Raw genomic sequence first — 16,120 nt, 5'->3', positions numbered from 1 at the left:
GCCGGGTCAACGTTCTGTGGGCACTCCTGCGTGACGGAAGGTGCTACAGCCCAATACCGCCCGTCACACTGGCAGCTTGACATCTCTATTAGGAATCGGCGAGCACCACGCACGACTCCGGTGGCAGATGCAGCACCCCGTCCGCCCCCGGCGCCTCCACCGGCCCCCAGGCCGCCAGCACCCGTCCGCCGACGCGCCGGTGGCGGCCGGAGCCCAGCGGGATGGCGGCCGGCCTGTCCGCCAGGTTCACCGCGATCCGCAGATCGCCCCTGCGGTACGCCAGCCAGCGCGCGTCCTCGTCGAACGCGGTCTTCACCGAGGCCAGGTCGGGATCGTGCAGATCGGGCAGCGTACGCCGCAGCGCGATCAGCCGGCGGTACCAGGCGAGCAGCCGGGCGTGCGGTTCGCGCTCCGGCTCGGACCAGTCGAGGCACGAGCGGTCCCGGGTCGCGGGGTCCTGCGGGTCGGGGATCTCCTCCTCCGACCAGCCGTGCGCCCCGAACTCCCGGCGCCTGCCGTTGCGTACGGCCTCGGCCAGCTCCGGGTCCGTGTGGTCGGTGAAGAACTGCCACGGGGTGCGCGCCCCCCACTCCTCGCCCATGAACAGCATCGGGGTGAAGGGGCCGGTCAGCACGAGGGCGGCGGCGCACGCCTGGAGCCCGGGGGAGAGGGAGGCGGCCGGCCGGTCGCCCAGCGCCCGGTTGCCGATCTGGTCGTGCGTCTGCGCGTACCCGACGAAGCGGTGGGCGGGGGTGCGGGACACGTCGACCGGGCGGCCGTGGGTGCGGCCCCGGAAGCTGGAGTACGTCCCGTTGTGGAAGAACGCCGACGTCACCGTCTTGGCGAGGGCGGCGAGCGGGGCGCGGGCGAAGTCGGCGTAGTAGCCCTGGGACTCGCCGGTGAGCGCGGTGTGCAGGGCGTGGTGGAAGTCGTCGTTCCACTGGGCGTGCAGCCCGAGGCCGCCCGCCGGGCGCGGGGTGGTGGTGCGCGGGTCGCACAGGTCGGACTCGGCGATCAGCCCGAGTGGCCGGCCCACCTCGACGGCCAGCGCGTCGACCGCCGTCGACAACTCCTCCAGGAAGGTCAGCGCCCGGGTGTCGGCGAGCGCGTGCACAGCGTCGAGCCGCAGCCCGTCGAGCCGGTAGTCACGCAGCCAGGCCAGCGCGCTGCCCAGCAGGAACGCCCGCACCTCGTCGGAGCCCGGCGCGTCCAGATTGACCGCCGCGCCCCACGGGGTGTGGTGGGTGTCGGTGAAGTACGGGCCGAAGGCGGGCAGATGGTTGCCGGACGGGCCCAGATGGTTGTGGACGACGTCGAGGACCACCCCGAGCCCCAGCCCGTGCGCCGTGTCGACGAAGCGCTTCAGCCCCTCGGGCCCGCCGTACGGCTCGTGCACCGCCCACAGCGAGACGCCCTCGTAGCCCCAGCCGTTGACGCCCGGGAACGGGCAGACCGGCATCAGCGACACATGGGTGACGCCCAGCTCCGCCAGATGGCCCAGCCGCGCCGCCGCCGCGTCGAAGGTGCCCTCCGGCGTGTATGTCCCCACGTGCAGCTCGTACAGCACCGCGCGGTTCAGCCGCCGCCCCGCCCACCCGTTGCGCCAGGCGTACGCCTCCTGGCCGACGACCGCGCTCGGGCCGTCGGGCCCCTCCGGCTGCCGCCGCGACCGGGGGTCCGGCAGCAGCGGCCCGTCGTCCACCCGGAACCCGTACCGGTCCCCGTCCGAGGCCTCCGCGTCGGCCGTCCACCACCCCTCGCGCCCCGCATCGCGCTCCATCGGGGACCGGACGTCCGCCGCCTCCAGCACGACCGAGTCCGCCCCGGGGGCCCACACCTCGAACTGCATCCACCACTCCTCGTCCCTGGGCGGGGCGCGCGGGCCGCGCGCGCGGGCTCCACGCTCCACGCGACAGGCTCTGTTGCCGCCCGCCACCGGCGATTAAGGTCTGGTCCTGATCATTGCCCGGCGAGGTTCCCGCTCATACGGGTTTGGCGCACACTTACTGGTTCTGCTGACACGTACCGCTTCTGCTCCCACGTACGGCTGCTGGAGGCCGCGATGACCGTGCCGATGTTCCCGCCCGGCTTCCTCTGGGGAGCCTCCGCCTCCGCCTTCCAGACCGAGGGGGCGGTGGACGCGGACGGCAAGGGCCCCTCCGGCTGGGACGCCTTCGCCGCGCTGCCGGGCCGGATCAAGGACGGCACCGACACCACCCGGGGCACCGGCTTCCACGCCCGCTACCGCGAGGACGTCGCGCTGCTGGCCGGACTCGGCGCCGACGCCTTCCGGTTCTCCGTCAGCTGGCCGCGCGTGGTCCCGGGCGGCAGCGGAGCCGTCAACGCCGACGGGCTCGACTTCTACGACCGGCTCGTCGACGAGCTCTGCGCCCACGGCATCACCCCCGCCCCGACCCTCTACCACTGGGACACCCCGCTCCCGCTGGAGAAGGCGGGCGGCTGGCTCGACCGGGACACCGCCCACCGCTTCGCCGAGTACGCGGGCATCGTCGCCGAACGCCTCGCCGACCGCGTCCCCATGTGGATCACGATCAACGAGCCCGCCGAGGTCACGATGCTCGGCTACGCGCTGGGCGAGCACGCCCCCGGCCGCACCCTGCTCTTCGACGCCCTGCCCGCCGCCCACCACCAGCTCCTCGCCCACGGCCTCGCCGTCCGCGCCCTGCGCGCGGCGGGCGCGGACCACATCGGCGCCGCCCTCTCGCACGCCCCGGTCTGGACGGCCGGCGACACCGACGAGGACCGCTTCGGCGCGGAGCTGTACGACACGCTCACCAACTGGCTCTTCGCCGATCCGGTCCTCACCGGCCGCTACCCGGACGAGAGCCTCGCCGCCCTGATGCCGGGCCCGGTCGCCGACGACCTGAAGGTCATCTCCACCCCGCTCGACTGGTACGGCGTCAACTACTACAACCCGACCCTCGTCGGAGCACCCAGGCCCGAGGCGCTGGACACCTTCTCCGGCTTCACGATGCCCGCCGGACTCCCCTTCGGGATACGGGAGATCGAGGGGTACGAGAAGACCGGCTTCGGCTGGCCCGTCGTCCCCGAAGGGCTCACCGAGATCGTCACCGCTCTGCACACCCGCTACGGCGACCGCCTCCCGCCGCTGTACATCACCGAGAACGGCTGCGCCCTGGAGGAACCGCACGCGGACGACCGCCGCATCGCCTACCTGGAGAGCCATCTCGGGGCCCTGCGCACGGCGATGGACGCCGGGGTGGACGTACGTGGCTACTTCACCTGGTCACTCACCGACAACGTCGAGTGGACGGAGGGCGCCTCGCAGCGGTTCGGCCTGGTCCACATCGACTACGAGACGCTGACCCGTACGCCGAAGCGGTCCTACGCCTGGTACCGCGACCTGATCCGCGCACAGAAGCAGCAGAAGCGGAACGAAGCGTCCGAAGGGACTTACGCGGCGCCGCCCCGATGATCAATACTCCCGGCATGGTCGCTTCATGGTGGTCCCGGGCCCGACTGGGGATCTTCGTTCACTGGACACCCGCCTCCGTCCCCGGCTGGGCCCCGCCCTACGTTCCCGCCGCCGAACTCCCGGCGGCGGGCCGGCGGGCTCCGCTGGGCTGGACCTCGTACGCGGAGTGGTACGAGAACGGGCTCCGCTTCCCCGGCTCCCCGGCCGCCGCCCACCACCGTGCCACCTACGGCACCCGCCCCTACACGGACTTCGGCCGCGACTTCGAGGACGGGCTCGCCACCTGGGACCCGGCCGCCTGGGCCCGCAGCTTCCGTGCGGCGGGCGCCGGATACGCGGTCCTGGTCACCAAGCACCACGACGGGTTCTGCCTCTGGCCCTCCGGGACGAAGAACCCGCACCGCGCCGGCTGGCACACCACACGTGACGTGGTCGGCGAGTTCGCCGAAGCCGTACGGGCCGAGGGCCTGCGCTTCGGCGTCTACTACTCCGGCGGGCTCGACTGGACCTTCGACGACCGGCCCATCGGCACCGCCGCCGACATGTTCTCCGCCGTCCCGCGCGGGAGTTACCCCGCCTACGCGGACGCGCAGGTGCGGGAGCTGATCCGCCGCTACCGCCCCGACATCCTCTGGAACGACATCGCCTGGCCCGCCTCCGCCGCCGATGTCCGCTCGCTGGTCGACTTCTACCGTTTCACCGTCCCGCAGGGCGTCGTCAACGACCGCCTGCTGCCGTACGCACCGCACTGGAGGGGCCTGAACCTCCCGGGAGCGAAGACGCTGTACAACTGGTGGGACCGCCGGACGGTGGCGCAGGGCGAGGGCTTCGTCCCGCGCACACCGCCCGTCTACGACTTCCGCACCCCGGAGTACGCCCGCTACGAGGGCTCCGACCCGTACGAGATCACCCGGGGCGTCGACCACAGCTTCGGCTACAACCGGGCCTCGGGGCCGGACGCCTTCATCGGCCGCGAGGCCCTGACCTCACTGGTCCGGGACACGGCGGCCGACGGCGGCAGGGTGCTGCTCAACGTGGGGCCGCGCGGCGAGGACGCGGCGATCCCCGCCGAGCAGCAGCTCCGCCTGGACTGGCTCGCCGAGGAGGCCGGCGCGCTCACACCAGATGGATGCGTTCCTGGGTGACGCGGTGCCCGGCGCGTGCGAACGCGGCGGCCATCGGCGCGTTCCCCCGGTCCGTCGCGCCCGCGATGGACTCCGCACCCTGCTCGACCAGGAAGCGGGTGCACTCCACCAGCAGGTCGAAGCCGTACCCGTGACCGCGCGCCTCGGGGACGACCCCGATGAAGCCGATGCACGGCCCGGACGGGTTGTGCGCGGGCACCTGGATGCCCGCCACCTGACCGTCCGGCGTGTACGCGAGCTTCCACCACTCCCTGGGCGAGGGGCACCAGCGGAAGAAGTCCAACTCCTCCTGGGCCGCCGCCTCCAGACCCCCGGGACCCTCGATCGTCCTGCGGGCGTGGGCATCCAGCGTGACCGAGTGGACGCGGCGCAGGACGTCGAGGATCACGGCGTCGTCCGGCTCGGGGCGGAAGACGAGTCGCCCCGGCCGCTCCGGCAGCGGGCAGTCGGGGGTCCACAGATAGCGGTAGCGCTCGACCAGCGGCTTCAGGCCGGCCGCCGTCGCGGCCGCGATCCGCGCCTCGGCGGCGGCCCGCACGGACGGGTCCTCCCGCCAGCCGACGGGCACGATCAGCTCGTACTCCTTGTCGAACGGGGCGCGGCGCAGGAGTTCGGCGCCCGCCTCCGCCTCCCCCTCGGCGAAGTCGAACCAGTTGAGCAGGACGGGCTCCGTGTCATCGGGCCCGGCCCACCAGGCGGCCCTGGCGATGACGGTGTTCTCGCGCAGGGCGACCCAGGTCCATTCGGGGCGGTACTCGCCGCCGTCGGCCGTCGACGTGTAACGGTGGCCGAAGGCGGCACGGCCGACGAGGGCGCTGTCCTGGAACGTGGTGAAGAGTGCGGCGTCGCTCGGCGTGAGCGCGCGGATGACCGTGTCGGTCATGGAAGTGTCCTCCGGGGACGGAATGCCGCGCTCCCGGTCAGACGAGGTCCGACACCGCCCGGCGGACGGGGCGGGAGCGCGAAAGTGACGTACTGCGGATGGTGGTGCCGTTGTTCCTGCGCACGTTTCCCGCCTCCTTCCACGACCGGTGCCGATGTCGGTGCCGACCGTAGCCTCCCCCGCGCCCACCGTCCACCGAATATGCGGGTCCCTCCCCGGCGGGCCCCCGCACCCGCCCCTCACCCCTGGCGGCGGCTCCGGCACTGCAACGCCTCACGGCCCTTGCGGAGCGCGGCCTGGCGGCGGTGGGCGGCCCCGCGCCCGCGCGTGCGGCGCCGGAGAGGTCGTCGGCCAGCTCGTGGTCGAGCACATACGAAGGGCTGCGGAACAGGTCGAGCTCGTCGGGTCCGGACAGCGGACGGACCGTCAACTGCGGTGGAACAAAGGTCACAGAGTCTCCTCGTGGTGGATGAGCGGCAGACCTCAGCAAGCGCCCCGCACGGGAGCCGCGCAGGTCAGCGCGGGAGGGAAACACCGCCTCGTCTGGACACCCCGGGCCCCTCGGCCCGACAATCGTCGACGTGACGTCCTCCTTCGAGTTCCACACGAGTCCCGCGCGGCTGTCGGACGCCCAGCGCGATCGTGTCCTCGGCGTGCTCAGAGACGGTGCGGCACAGGGCAAGCTGTCGCACGACACGTTCATGCGGCGCATGGAACTCGCCCTGATCGCCCGGCGCCCGGAGGAGCTTTCGGCCCTCACCTCCGACCTGGAGGCCGGCGGCAGCTGGTCCCAGGGCCTGGTCCGCGCGGTGGGCGGGATCTCCGCCTTCCCCGGGCGGCTGCGCCGCGCCTGGCAGACCGAGCGGCTCCCCAAGCTGCTGCTCCCCGCGCCCGGACCGTACCCGCTGCTCATCGGCCGCGACCCGGCGAACGGACTGCGTCTCAACCACGAGACGGTCTCCCGGCTGCACGCCGAACTCTCCGCGCAGAACGGCCGCTGGGTGCTGCGCGACCTCGGCTCCACCAACGGCACCTGTGTCAACGGCCAGCGGCTCGTCGGCTCCATCCCGGTGCGGGACGGCGACCAGGTCAGCTTCGGCCGGATGAGCTTCCGCCTCACCGCCCCGGCCCTCCGCCCGCCGGACCCCCGGCCGACCGCCGCTCGCCCGCCCGAGCTGCCACCGCAGGCGCCCCGGCCCGCCGCTCGCCCACCCGAGCTGCCGCCGCACGCCCCCGGCCCTCCGCCTGCCTGATCCCTCCCCCTGCCCGGCACCGCCGTCTCCAGCAGCGCCAGTCGGCCGGCACGACATGGCCCCGCCCGTCCGTGGCCGGCCCCGCCGCCGCGCGACCCAGGCCATCGGGCACCGGCTCCCGGCCGACCGCGACCAGCAGCCGCTCGGCCGCCACCGTGAGGCTCTCGCCCCGGGCGGTCCGCACGACGGCCCGCACCCCCTCGTCCACCACCGCCCACTTCAGCAGCCGCGCCCGTCTCCACCCGGATGCCGCGCTTCTTCAGCCCCCGCAGCAGATGCCGTGACACCTCCGAGTCCTGCGTCGGTACCAGCCGGTCGGCGGCCTCCACCAGCTGCCCGGCACCCTCCCGGACACCGGGATACGCCCCCGGCCCCCACCGCACCCTCACCCGAACGGGCGTACGCCGACTGCGGTGCGCCCCCGGCGGTGGTCCCCTGGGAGAACGCGCGCCGGCAGCCGGCGCACCGATTCCAGGGGGCACGGGATGCCTGCCGACCGCCCCGACGCCCTGCCCGCCGCCCGCCGCCCGCACCGGCTCGCGGGCGGGCAGCCGGGACTGCTGGCCCCGGGCGCCACGACGGATCCGTACCGGCTGCGCCTCTACCGCCTGCTCCGCACCCACTACCCCCTCGGCTACGACCCGGGCCTCGGCACCTGGCTGCTGAGCCGGTACGCGGACGTGGCCCTGGCCCTCACCGACCCCCGGTTCACCGGCTACCCGCACGACGCGGCCCCGCGCGGCCGGGCCCCCGTCCCGCTCGGCCTCTGCCGGGGCAGCCTGGTCTGCGTCCCGTCGGCCGTGCCGTACCGCGCCGCCGAACCCGCCGTCGAGCGGACCGCGTACGTCCTGGCCCGCCGGATCGCCGAGCGCGACCGGGCGGACCTGGTCGCCGACTTCTGCCGGTGGCTGCCCGCCGGTGCAGCCGCCGCGGCGGCCGGGCTCTCCTACCCGGACCTGAGCGCGCTGACCCGGCCAGCCCCGCACCGGCGGCCCGGCGGGGGAGCCGGTGACTGCGCCGGGCCCACCGCGCTCCGCGAGCACGCCCTCGCCTCGTTCCTCGCGAACATGCTGGACGCCCCCGACCTGCCGGCCGCCGCAACGGCAGGGGCAGGAGGCGGTGCCGGGAGCCTGCTCGGACGGGCCTGGGCCGAGACGCTGCGCCGCGATCCGCCCGTCCAGATCGTGCTGCGCCGCACCCGTACCGAGGTGACCGTCAGCGGCGGCACGCTCCCCGCCGACGCGCCGGTCGCCTGCCTCATCGGCGCGGCGGGCCGCGACCCGGCCCGGTTCGGCGCGCCCGACCGGTTCGACCCGCTGCGCGCCGACGCCGACCCGCTGCTCGTCGGCCCGGCCGGCTGCCCCGCCGCCCTCCTCGGCAGGCTGGAGGCCGAACACGGCCTGCGCGCCCTGCTGACGGCGATGCCCGGCATCCGCTGGGCCGACGGCTTCCGCCCGGTGGCGGGCGGCCTGCTCACCCGCGGCCCACGCACCCTGCTGGTACGCCCGTCCTGACGGTCACGGGCCGCGCCGCGACGGGCCGGAGGGCGTCCCGTCAGTCCCGCACCCGCCGCAGCAGCGCCACCGGCCGCTCGGCGAACAGCTCCGCCGCCGCCACCGGGCCCCCCGCGAACTCCCGGCCGGGCGAGGCCGACAGCAGGTCCTGCCAGCGGCCGTCGTCCGGCAGCTCCAGCACCGTGTCCCGCCAGCCGCCGCCCTCGGCCAGCCGCAGCGAAAGACGGGTCACCGCCGTGACCACCTCGCCCGACCGGCAGAACGCCGGCAGATGGGAGGCGGCCGGACCACGGGCGACCAAGGGCGCGTACGTCCCCGACTCCCCGAACACGTCAGGCAGTTCGCGCCGCAGCCTCAGCGCGGTCGCCGTCAGCGCCTGCTTCTCGTCCGGAACCTCGGGCCGCCGGAACGGCCGCCGGTTGTCCGGGTCGACCAGGGCCACGTACTCGCTCTCCGTGCCCTGGTAGAGATCCGGCACCCCCGGCATCGTCAGATGCACCAGCGCCGCCCCCAGCACCTGGGCGCGCACATGCGGGGCGAGCGCGTCCGCGAACTCGGTGATCAGCGTCCGGGGCCGGCCCGACCCGTTGCCCGGGCCGGCGGCGACGAAGTCCGACACCCGCTGCTCGTACGCCGGATCCGGCTCCGTCCAGCTGGTGAACAGGCCCGCCTCGCGCACCGCCTTCAGCAGGGCCGGCTCCAGCCGCGCGGACAGCTCATCGGCCGGCAGTTCCGCGCAGCCGTACGCCGACTGCCAGGCCGCCCAGGCCAGTTGTGGATCCGGTGCCCCGACGGCGGTCGCCGCCGTGAGCTCCGCCACCAGCGTGGCCCACCGCTCCGGGCACTGGGTCAGCACCGCGATCCGGGCCCGGACGTCCGCACTGCGCTTGGTGTCGTGCGTGGTCAGGACCGTGCCGGTGGTCGGCCGGTCGCGGGCGATGCGGGCGGCGAAGGCGTGGAACTCCTCCGGCGACACCGCCGGACGCCCCGGTTCGCCGCCCACCTCGGTGGCCGAGGCCAGCGGAACGTACCGGTAGAACGCCGTGTCCTCCACCGACTTGGCGTGCAGCGCGGACGCCGTCTGTGCGAACCGGGCGCAGAACGCCGCCTGGTCCTCGCCGCCGCCGAGCCGCCCGAGCGCCAGATCCCGTACGACGTCGACGGCCGCCGCCTCCTCCGGCACGGAGAACACCGCCTTCGCCTCCCGTACCGCCTCGTCGGTCAGCGCCTCCCGGGCGACCACCGTCGGCGGCTCGCCCGCCGTGACGTAGGGACGGTAGACCGGGATCCGCACCAGCAGCTCACGCACCGCCGTGCGCAGCGCCCACGGCGCATGGTCGCGCAGCGCGGGGTCCCGGCCGCAGACTCCGGTGGCCAGCCGGGTCAGCCAGGCGGTCTCCGCGGCCAGCTCGTGGGCCGCCACCCGGTACGCGGCCCGGCGCACCGTCGCGGTCCAGTCGCCGCCCCGGTCGCCGGGCGGGCCCGCGAACTCCCGGTAGCCGCCGAGCAGCTCCGCCGCCCCGGACGGGTCGGTGAACAGCCCGTCGATCCGGTGCAGCGCGTCGTAGCCGGTGGTGCCCGCGACCGCCCAGTCCGCCGGCAGACGCTCGTCGCCGGTGAGGATCTTCTCCACCACCGTCCAGCGGCCGCCGGTGGCCTCGTTCAGCCGCTCCAGATAGGCGGCGGGGGCGGCGAGGCCGTCCGGATGGTCGATGCGCAGCCCGTCCAGCACCCCGTCGTGGAGCAGTTCGAGGACCTTGGCGTGCGTGGCGTCGAAGACCTCCGGGTGCTCGACGCGGACCCCGATCAGCTCCGAGACGGTGAAGAACCGCCGGTAGTTCAGCTCGGTGCGGGCCAGGCGCCACCAGCCGAGCCGGTAGTGCTGGGCGTCCAGCAGCTCCGGCAGCGGGAGGTCCGCCGTGCCCGCACGGAGCGGGAACTCCAGGTCGCCGTAGCGCAGCACCTCCCCGCCCACGTCCACGGAGAGGGCGTCCAGCTCCCGGCCGAGCGGCCCGGCGAGCACCGGCAGCAGGATCCGCCCGCCGCCCACCGCCCAGTCGATGTCGAACCAGCGGGCGAACGGGGACGCCGGGCCCTCACGCAGCACCTCCCGCAGCGGCCGGTTGTGCCGGGGCGAGGCCGCCATGTGGTTGGGCACGATGTCCAGGACCAGGCCGAGCCCGTGCTCCCGGGCGGCCGAGGCGAGCGACCGCAACCCCTCCTCACCGCCCAGCTCCGTCCGGACCCGGCTGTGGTCGACCACGTCGTACCCGTGCGGGGAGCCGGGGACCGCCTCCAGGACGGGCGACAGATGGAGGTGCGAGACACCGAGCCCGGCGAGGTACGGAACGGCCTTCTCGGCGGCGGCGAAGGGGAAGTCGGGCTGGAGCTGAAGCCGGTACGTGGCGGAGGGCGTCATGGACTCCTACGTACCCCGCCCGGGGCGATCCGTGTCACCCCGGGCGGAACACTCACTCCTGCTCCCGGCCCGCCAGGCCTCAGAGCCTGTCGGGTGACCTCTGGCCGGGCGGCCACGCCCTGGCACGCACGTCTTCCGGCGTTGCCGAGATGCCCCGGTAGCTCCGCTACGAGGACATCTCGGCGCCTGGGAACCGAACGCACCAGGCCGCGTCCGCTTTCCGGTCGAAGACCACCCGACAGGCTCTCAGGCGGGCCGCTTCAGCACCGTCAGGCTGCGCCCGATCAGCGGGACCCGCTCACCTTCGGCCACCTTCGGCCCCGTCCCCGGCTCCACCCCGTCCGGCCGCGCGGTGTCGACGACGACCTGCCACTGCTCCCCGTGGTCGACCGGGACGGCGAACTCCAGCGTCTCGGCACTCGCGTTGAACATCAGCAGGAACGAGTCGTCGAAGATCCGCTCGCCGCGCGGCCCCGGCTCCGAGATCGCGTGACCGTTCAGGAACACGGTCATCGCCTTGGCGTGGGCCGCCTGCCAGTCCTGCTGCGTCATCTCCTCGCCCTCGGGGGTGAACCAGGCGATGTCGGAGAGCTCGTCGTGGGTTCCCTCCACCGGCCGCCCGTGGAAGAAGCGGCGGCGCCGGAAGACCGGGTGGTCGCGGCGCAGCCACACCATGGCCCGGGTGAACTCCAGCAGCGTCGAGGCGGGGGCGTCCGCCGCCTCGTCAGGATCGGGCCAGTGCACCCAGGCCAGCTCGTTGTCCTGGCAGTAGGCGTTGTTGTTGCCCTGCTGCGTACGGGCGAACTCGTCGCCGTGGCTCAGCATCGGCACGCCCTGCGAGAGCATCAGCGTGGCGATGAAGTTCCGCATCTGGCGGGCCCGCAGCTCCAGGACCTCCGGATCGTCGGTCCCGCCCTCCGCACCGCAGTTCCACGACCGGTTGTGGCTCTCGCCGTCCCGGTTGTCCTCCCCGTTGGCATCGTTGCGTTTGTCGTTGTACGAGACGAGGTCGTGCAGGGTGAAGCCGTCGTGGCAGGTGGTGAAGTTGATCGAGGCGAGCGGCCGGCGGCCGTCGTCCTGGTAGAGGTCGGACGATCCGGTGAGCCGTCCGGCGAACTCCGCCAGGGTGCGCGGCTCGCCCCGCCACAGGTCGCGGACCGTGTCGCGGTACTTGCCGTTCCACTCGGTCCACAGCGGCGGGAAGTTGCCCACCTGGTAGCCGCCCTCGCCGACGTCCCACGGTTCGGCGATCAGCTTCACCTGGCTTACCACCGGGTCCTGCTGCACCAGGTCGAAGAACGAGGAGAGCCGGTCCACCTCGTGGAACTGGCGGGCGAGCGTCGCCGCGAGGTCGAAGCGGAAGCCGTCCACATGCATCTCGGTCACCCAGTACCGCAGCGAGTCCATGATCATCTGGAGGACGTGCGGGGACCGCATGAGCAGCGAGTTCCCGGTGCCCGTGGTGTCCATGTAGTAGCGCTGATCATCGGTCAGCCGGTAGTAGGAGGCGTTGTCGAGGCCGCGGAAGGAGAGCGTCGGCCCGAGGTGGTTGCCCTCGGCGGTGTGGTTGTAGACCACGTCGAGGATGACCTCGATGCCCGCCTGGTGCAGCGCCTTCACCGCCTGCTTGAACTCCAGCACCTGCTCCCCGCGGTCGCCCCAGGAGGCGTAGGTGTTGTGCGGGGCGAAGAAGCCGATGGTGTTGTAGCCCCAGTAGTTGGTGAGCCCCATGTCCGACAGGCGGTGGTCCTGCACGAACTGGTGGACGGGCATCAGTTCGATCGCGGTGACGCCCAGTTCGGTCAGATGGGCGATCACCTCCGGGTGCGCGAGGCCCGCGTACGTACCGCGCAGCTCCGGCGGCAGCCCCGGATGGAGCATGGTCAGGCCCTTCACATGGGCCTCGTAGATGACGGTCCGGTGGTAGTCCGTCCGGGGGCGGCGGTCGTCGCCCCAGTCGAAGTACGGGTTGACCACCACCGAGCTCATGGTGTGCGGGGCCGAGTCGAGGTCGTTGCGGGTGTCCGGCCGCCCGAAGTGGTAGCCGTACACCGCCTCGCCCCAGTCGATCTTCCCGGCGACCGCACGGGCGTACGGATCCAGCAGCAGCTTCGCGGAGTTGCACCGCGTCCCGCGCTGGGGTTCGTAGGGTCCGTGCACCCTGAAGCCGTACCGCTGACCCGGCATCACCCCGGGCAGATAGGCGTGGCGCACGAAGGCGTCGGTCTCGCGGAGCTCCACCGCCGTCTCCGAACCGTCGTCGTGCAGGAGGCACAACTCGATCCGGTGGGCGGCCTCGGAGAAGACCGCGAAGTTGGTACCGGCGCCGTCGTACGTGGCGCCGAGGGGATAAGCGTGTCCCGGCCAGACCTGCATGATGAAGACTCTTCCACTTCTGATCCGGGTGCGGTGGCTTTCCTCGGCCCGATACTCCCCGAATACTCCCCGAAAACCGGGCCCCCACCTAGGACGTCGCGCGGTGCGGCCGGGTCCCGTCGCCCGGGCCCCGGCCGGACCGGTCAACTTCGGACACTCCGGTGCCGCCCCGGATGTGCTTCCGGGCCGCGTCGCCCGGTGGGCGTCCGGTTCCCGCCCCGGGACAGGGGGCCCAATCGCTATGAATCAGCTCACTCCACCCGATCTCGCCGCAAGGAACAAGCCTTACATGGGAGGGAGTTGAGAAAGTCGCCTGCGCATCGGGCTGCGTCGGATCACGCTCCCGGAGTACCCTTCCTTGATCGTTGGGTGGGGGAGTGGAAGGCGGTACGCGGGTGAGCTCGGGAGGGTTCGAGCTGCCCCCAGGTGACGCAGGTCACGAGGGGGAATCGACCGATGCCCCGCCTGGGGCGGTGTCCCTCGCGCAGCCCATGGAGATAGGCGCCGAGCTGGACTGGGGATCGGAGGCCTGGGGCGAGGTCCGCACCCGCGCCCAGCGGGCCGGGCGGGCCTATATCTGGCTGAATCTGGTCGAACAGCGTCTGCGGGCCGTGGTCGCCGCGGTGCTCCGGCCGATCTACGAGCCGGTGCACGGCGAGGAGTGGGTGGTGGCCGCGGCCGGACCCGCCGGACAGGAGTGGGTGCAGCGCGCCGTCGCCGTACGCGAGGTCTCGCGCCGCAAGGGCTATCTGCTGGACCCGGCCGACGACAACGTCCTCAGCTTCCTGACGCTGCCGCAGCTGCGCGAGCTGATGGTCCAGCACTGGCCGTGCTTCGAGCCGTACTTCGACGACCGGCGCGACGTCGAACTGGCCCTCGACGAGCTGGAGGTCGCGCGCAACGTCGTCTCCCGCAACCGCGCGCTGAACGAGGCGGTCCTCGCCCAGGCGGAGCGTGCCTCCGCCCGGCTCCTGGACATCCTCGGCAGCGGGGCCGGCGTGCCCTCCGCCGACCGGCTGCCGGTGGACGCTGTGGAGGAGCTGGTCGGCGACCGCTACGCGGACGTCGTCTCCGTCCACCCCGACCGGGTCCGGCTCCAGCGCCAGCTGCCCGCCGAGGACCTGTTCGGCGGGGCGCGGCGGCTCGACGCCATCGGTATAGGCCTCAACCTGCTCGTCCAGAACTTCTCCGGCCGCCGGCTCGTCCGGCTCGCCGAGTCGGGCTGCCGGGTCCGGCTGCTGTTCATCAATCCGGCCAGCAGCGCCGTGCGCCGCCGCGAGCGGGAACTCGGCCTCAAGAAGGGCGAGCTGAGCCGCTCGGTGGAGATGAACATCCTGCACATGCGCCGGGTGCGCTCCAGGCTCCGCGACCCGGGCGCGTTCGAGATCCAGGTCTTCGACGAGACCCCGCGCTTCACCGCCTACCTGGTGGACGGCGACGGACCGGACGCCGTGGGCGTCGTCCAGCCCTATCTGCGCCGGGCCCGGGGCATGGAGGCACCCGTGCTGGTGCTGCGCGGCGGGGGCAGGCGGACGGTGGTGCGGGCGGGGCAGGACAGCGAGCACGGTCTCTTCGAGACCTACCGCGAGGAGTTCGAGTCGGTCTGGACGGACTCCCGCCCGGTCTCCTGACGGGCTGTGCGCCGCGGGCCTCCCGAAGCTCTGCCGGTGGCTGTGCGCCGCGGGCCCCCCGGGGCTCTGTCAGTGGCCCGTGCGAAGGTGGTCATCACTCGGGGGAGCACCACGGGGGAGCACCACGAAGGAGGTATCGGGATGAGCTGGCATCAGGGCACACTGGTCGGCTTCGACCTGGAGACGACGGGGACCGACGTCGAGAACGACCGGATCGTCACCGCAGCACTCGTCCGGCTGGACCCGGACGGGACGGTCGCCGAGCAGCGGACCTGGCTGCTCGACCCGGGGGTGGCCATACCCGAACAGGCCTCCGCGATCCACGGCATCGGCACCGACCACGCCCGCAAGCACGGGGCGCGGGCCGCCTCCGCGGTCGAGGAGATCGCCCACGCGGTCGCCGACGTGCTGCGCTCGGGCGTCCCCCTGGTGGTGATGAACGCGCGCTACGACCTCTCGTTGCTGGACCGCGAATGCCGCAGGTACGGGCTGCCGTCGGTCGAGGAGCGGGTCGGCGGGGCGCCCTCGCCCGTCATCGACCCCCTGGTGATCGACAAGCACGTCGACAAGTACCGCAAGGGCAAGCGGGCCCTCCAGGCGCTGTGCGACCACTACGGGGTCACGCTCGACGGAGCCCACGACGCGAGCGCCGACGCGGTGGCCGCCGTGCGCGTGGTGCGCCGGATGGGAGAGCGCCACCGGCCCGTCGGCACCCTGCCGCCGGCGGAACTGCACGCCCTTCAGATCCGGGCGGCCGCCGAGCAGTCGGCCTCGCTCCAGGCCTATCTGCGCCGCACGGCGGACCCGGCGGCCGTCGTCGAGCCGTCCTGGCCGCTGATCCCGCGGGGACGGTGAGCCCTGGCCCGCGGTGTCGTGCCGGACATGTCCCTGTCTTTCCCGATGAGCCGATGGAGAAGAGCGAGGGCAGAATGAGAAGAAGGTGCGGGTAAGCCGCACATCACGGAGGTCTGTCATGAACCGTCGTGCTTCTTCGCCCGTCATCGCCGTGGCAGCGGCCATTGGGCTGGCTTTCGGCACTGCTTGCACCGCTGACAGCAGCGGCGACGGCAGCGCGCAGTCACCGAAAGAGACGTCCGGCTCCTCGCAGGACACCCCCAAGGCGACACCATCCGGGAAGGGTGAGCGTGAGGACCTGGTCAGTTTCCGGCTCGACGATCGTTCGCAGGCCGGGATGACCGACATCTGGGTCGTGTGGACGATCAAGAACCACAGCAGCAAGAAGTCCACGTACACCTGGGACTGGGAAGCCGTGGACTCCGCCGGCACCAGGGTTGCGAACAGCAGTGAGCTCGTCACCGACGTGCAGCCCGGCCAGACCTCCAAGGGGGAGATGTTCACGGTCATCAAAGACGCCGACGGGCTCAAGCTGAACGTCACGTCCTTCGAACGCATGGCGGCGCCCTGACCGCCTACGCACGCCT

Annotated in this window: 10 protein-coding genes and 2 pseudogenes; 7 read left to right on the top strand and 5 right to left on the bottom strand. The window is 73.1% G+C overall.

The features are described from left to right. Positions 1-88 precede the first annotated feature (88 nt). Complete coding sequence (treZ, locus tag IG90_RS0132025; protein WP_030592498.1) at positions 89-1,849, bottom strand: malto-oligosyltrehalose trehalohydrolase; 1,761 nt, start codon at positions 1,847-1,849, stop codon at positions 89-91. A 213-nt stretch (positions 1,850-2,062) separates the two neighbouring features. Here treZ and IG90_RS0132020 point away from each other — a divergent pair, with 213 nt between their 5' ends. Further along, positions 2,063-3,457, top strand: coding sequence for a GH1 family beta-glucosidase (locus IG90_RS0132020; RefSeq protein WP_030592496.1), 1,395 nt, complete (start codon positions 2,063-2,065; stop codon positions 3,455-3,457). Positions 3,458-3,471: 14 nt separating this feature from the next. Further along, a complete protein-coding gene (locus tag IG90_RS0132015; RefSeq protein ID WP_033894814.1) occupies positions 3,472-4,602 on the top strand; it encodes an alpha-L-fucosidase in 1,131 nt (376 codons plus the stop codon). On the opposite strand, the gene IG90_RS0132010 is transcribed toward IG90_RS0132015, so the two are convergent. Further along, entirely contained in the window at positions 4,574-5,485 is a 912-nt protein-coding gene (locus tag IG90_RS0132010) for a GNAT family N-acetyltransferase (RefSeq protein WP_030592492.1), read from the bottom strand. The genes IG90_RS0132015 and IG90_RS0132010 overlap by 29 nt on opposite strands. Before the next feature lie 581 nt (positions 5,486-6,066). Here IG90_RS0132010 and IG90_RS0132005 point away from each other — a divergent pair. Then, positions 6,067-6,627, top strand: a pseudogene (locus IG90_RS0132005) (DUF1707 and FHA domain-containing protein); the annotation flags it as partial. Between the two features lie 122 nt (positions 6,628-6,749). On the opposite strand, the pseudogene IG90_RS46285 reads toward IG90_RS0132005, so the two are convergent. After that, positions 6,750-7,073: pseudogene (locus tag IG90_RS46285) on the bottom strand (FAD-dependent oxidoreductase); the annotation flags it as partial. A gap of 150 nt (positions 7,074-7,223) precedes the next feature. Here IG90_RS46285 and IG90_RS0132000 point away from each other — a divergent pair. Further along, a complete protein-coding gene (locus IG90_RS0132000) occupies positions 7,224-8,252 on the top strand; it encodes a cytochrome P450 (protein WP_030592488.1) in 1,029 nt (342 codons plus the stop codon). 40 nt (positions 8,253-8,292) lie between these two features. Here the strand turns inward: IG90_RS0132000 and treY are convergent, their stop codons facing one another. After that, entirely contained in the window at positions 8,293-10,671 is a 2,379-nt protein-coding gene (gene treY, locus IG90_RS0131995) for a malto-oligosyltrehalose synthase (RefSeq protein ID WP_030592486.1), read from the bottom strand. A 246-nt stretch (positions 10,672-10,917) separates the two neighbouring features. Further along, positions 10,918-13,047, bottom strand: coding sequence for a glycogen debranching protein GlgX (gene glgX / locus IG90_RS0131990; protein ID WP_030592483.1), 2,130 nt, complete (start codon positions 13,045-13,047; stop codon positions 10,918-10,920). A gap of 395 nt (positions 13,048-13,442) precedes the next feature. On the opposite strand from glgX, the gene IG90_RS0131985 reads away from it, so the two are divergent. The 3 genes from IG90_RS0131985 to IG90_RS0131975 all read left to right on the top strand — a co-directional run bounded on the left by IG90_RS0131985 (position 13,443) and on the right by IG90_RS0131975 (position 16,104). Then, positions 13,443-14,678 carry an SAV2148 family HEPN domain-containing protein gene (locus IG90_RS0131985; protein WP_030592480.1) on the top strand — a complete coding sequence of 412 codons (1,236 nt, stop codon included), beginning with the start codon at positions 13,443-13,445 and terminating at the stop codon, positions 14,676-14,678. Positions 14,679-14,819: 141 nt separating this feature from the next. Then, positions 14,820-15,533: a 3'-5' exonuclease gene (locus IG90_RS0131980; RefSeq protein WP_030592476.1), complete on the top strand. Its 714-nt coding sequence runs from the start codon at positions 14,820-14,822 to the stop codon at positions 15,531-15,533. 118 nt (positions 15,534-15,651) lie between these two features. Continuing rightward, complete coding sequence (locus tag IG90_RS0131975) at positions 15,652-16,104, top strand: hypothetical protein (RefSeq protein WP_030592472.1); 453 nt, start codon at positions 15,652-15,654, stop codon at positions 16,102-16,104. The last annotated feature ends 16 nt before the right edge of the window (positions 16,105-16,120 follow it).

Origin of the sequence: Streptomyces anulatus (assembly GCF_000721175.1) — a bacterium.
Taxonomy (GTDB): Bacteria; Actinomycetota; Actinomycetes; order Streptomycetales; family Streptomycetaceae; genus Streptomyces; species Streptomyces anulatus_C.
Note: the sequence above shows the minus strand (reverse complement) of the source record. Positions and strands in the feature narration are given on the sequence as shown.

Excerpts from the sequence above, each read along its gene's own strand:
- treZ (WP_030592498.1), bottom strand. The coding sequence starts at position 1,849 with ATGCAGTTCGAGGTGTGGGCCCCCGGGGCGGACTCGGTCGTGCTGGAG.
- IG90_RS0132020 (WP_030592496.1), top strand. The coding sequence starts at position 2,063 with ATGACCGTGCCGATGTTCCCGCCCGGCTTCCTCTGGGGAGCCTCCGCC.
- IG90_RS0132015 (WP_033894814.1), top strand. The coding sequence starts at position 3,472 with ATGGTCGCTTCATGGTGGTCCCGGGCCCGACTGGGGATCTTCGTTCAC.
- IG90_RS0132010 (WP_030592492.1), bottom strand. The coding sequence starts at position 5,485 with ATGACCGACACGGTCATCCGCGCGCTCACGCCGAGCGACGCCGCACTC.
- IG90_RS0132000 (WP_030592488.1), top strand. The coding sequence starts at position 7,224 with ATGCCTGCCGACCGCCCCGACGCCCTGCCCGCCGCCCGCCGCCCGCAC.
- treY (WP_030592486.1), bottom strand. The coding sequence starts at position 10,671 with ATGACGCCCTCCGCCACGTACCGGCTTCAGCTCCAGCCCGACTTCCCC.
- glgX (WP_030592483.1), bottom strand. The coding sequence starts at position 13,047 with ATGCAGGTCTGGCCGGGACACGCTTATCCCCTCGGCGCCACGTACGAC.
- IG90_RS0131980 (WP_030592476.1), top strand. The coding sequence starts at position 14,820 with ATGAGCTGGCATCAGGGCACACTGGTCGGCTTCGACCTGGAGACGACG.
- IG90_RS0131975 (WP_030592472.1), top strand. The coding sequence starts at position 15,652 with ATGAACCGTCGTGCTTCTTCGCCCGTCATCGCCGTGGCAGCGGCCATT.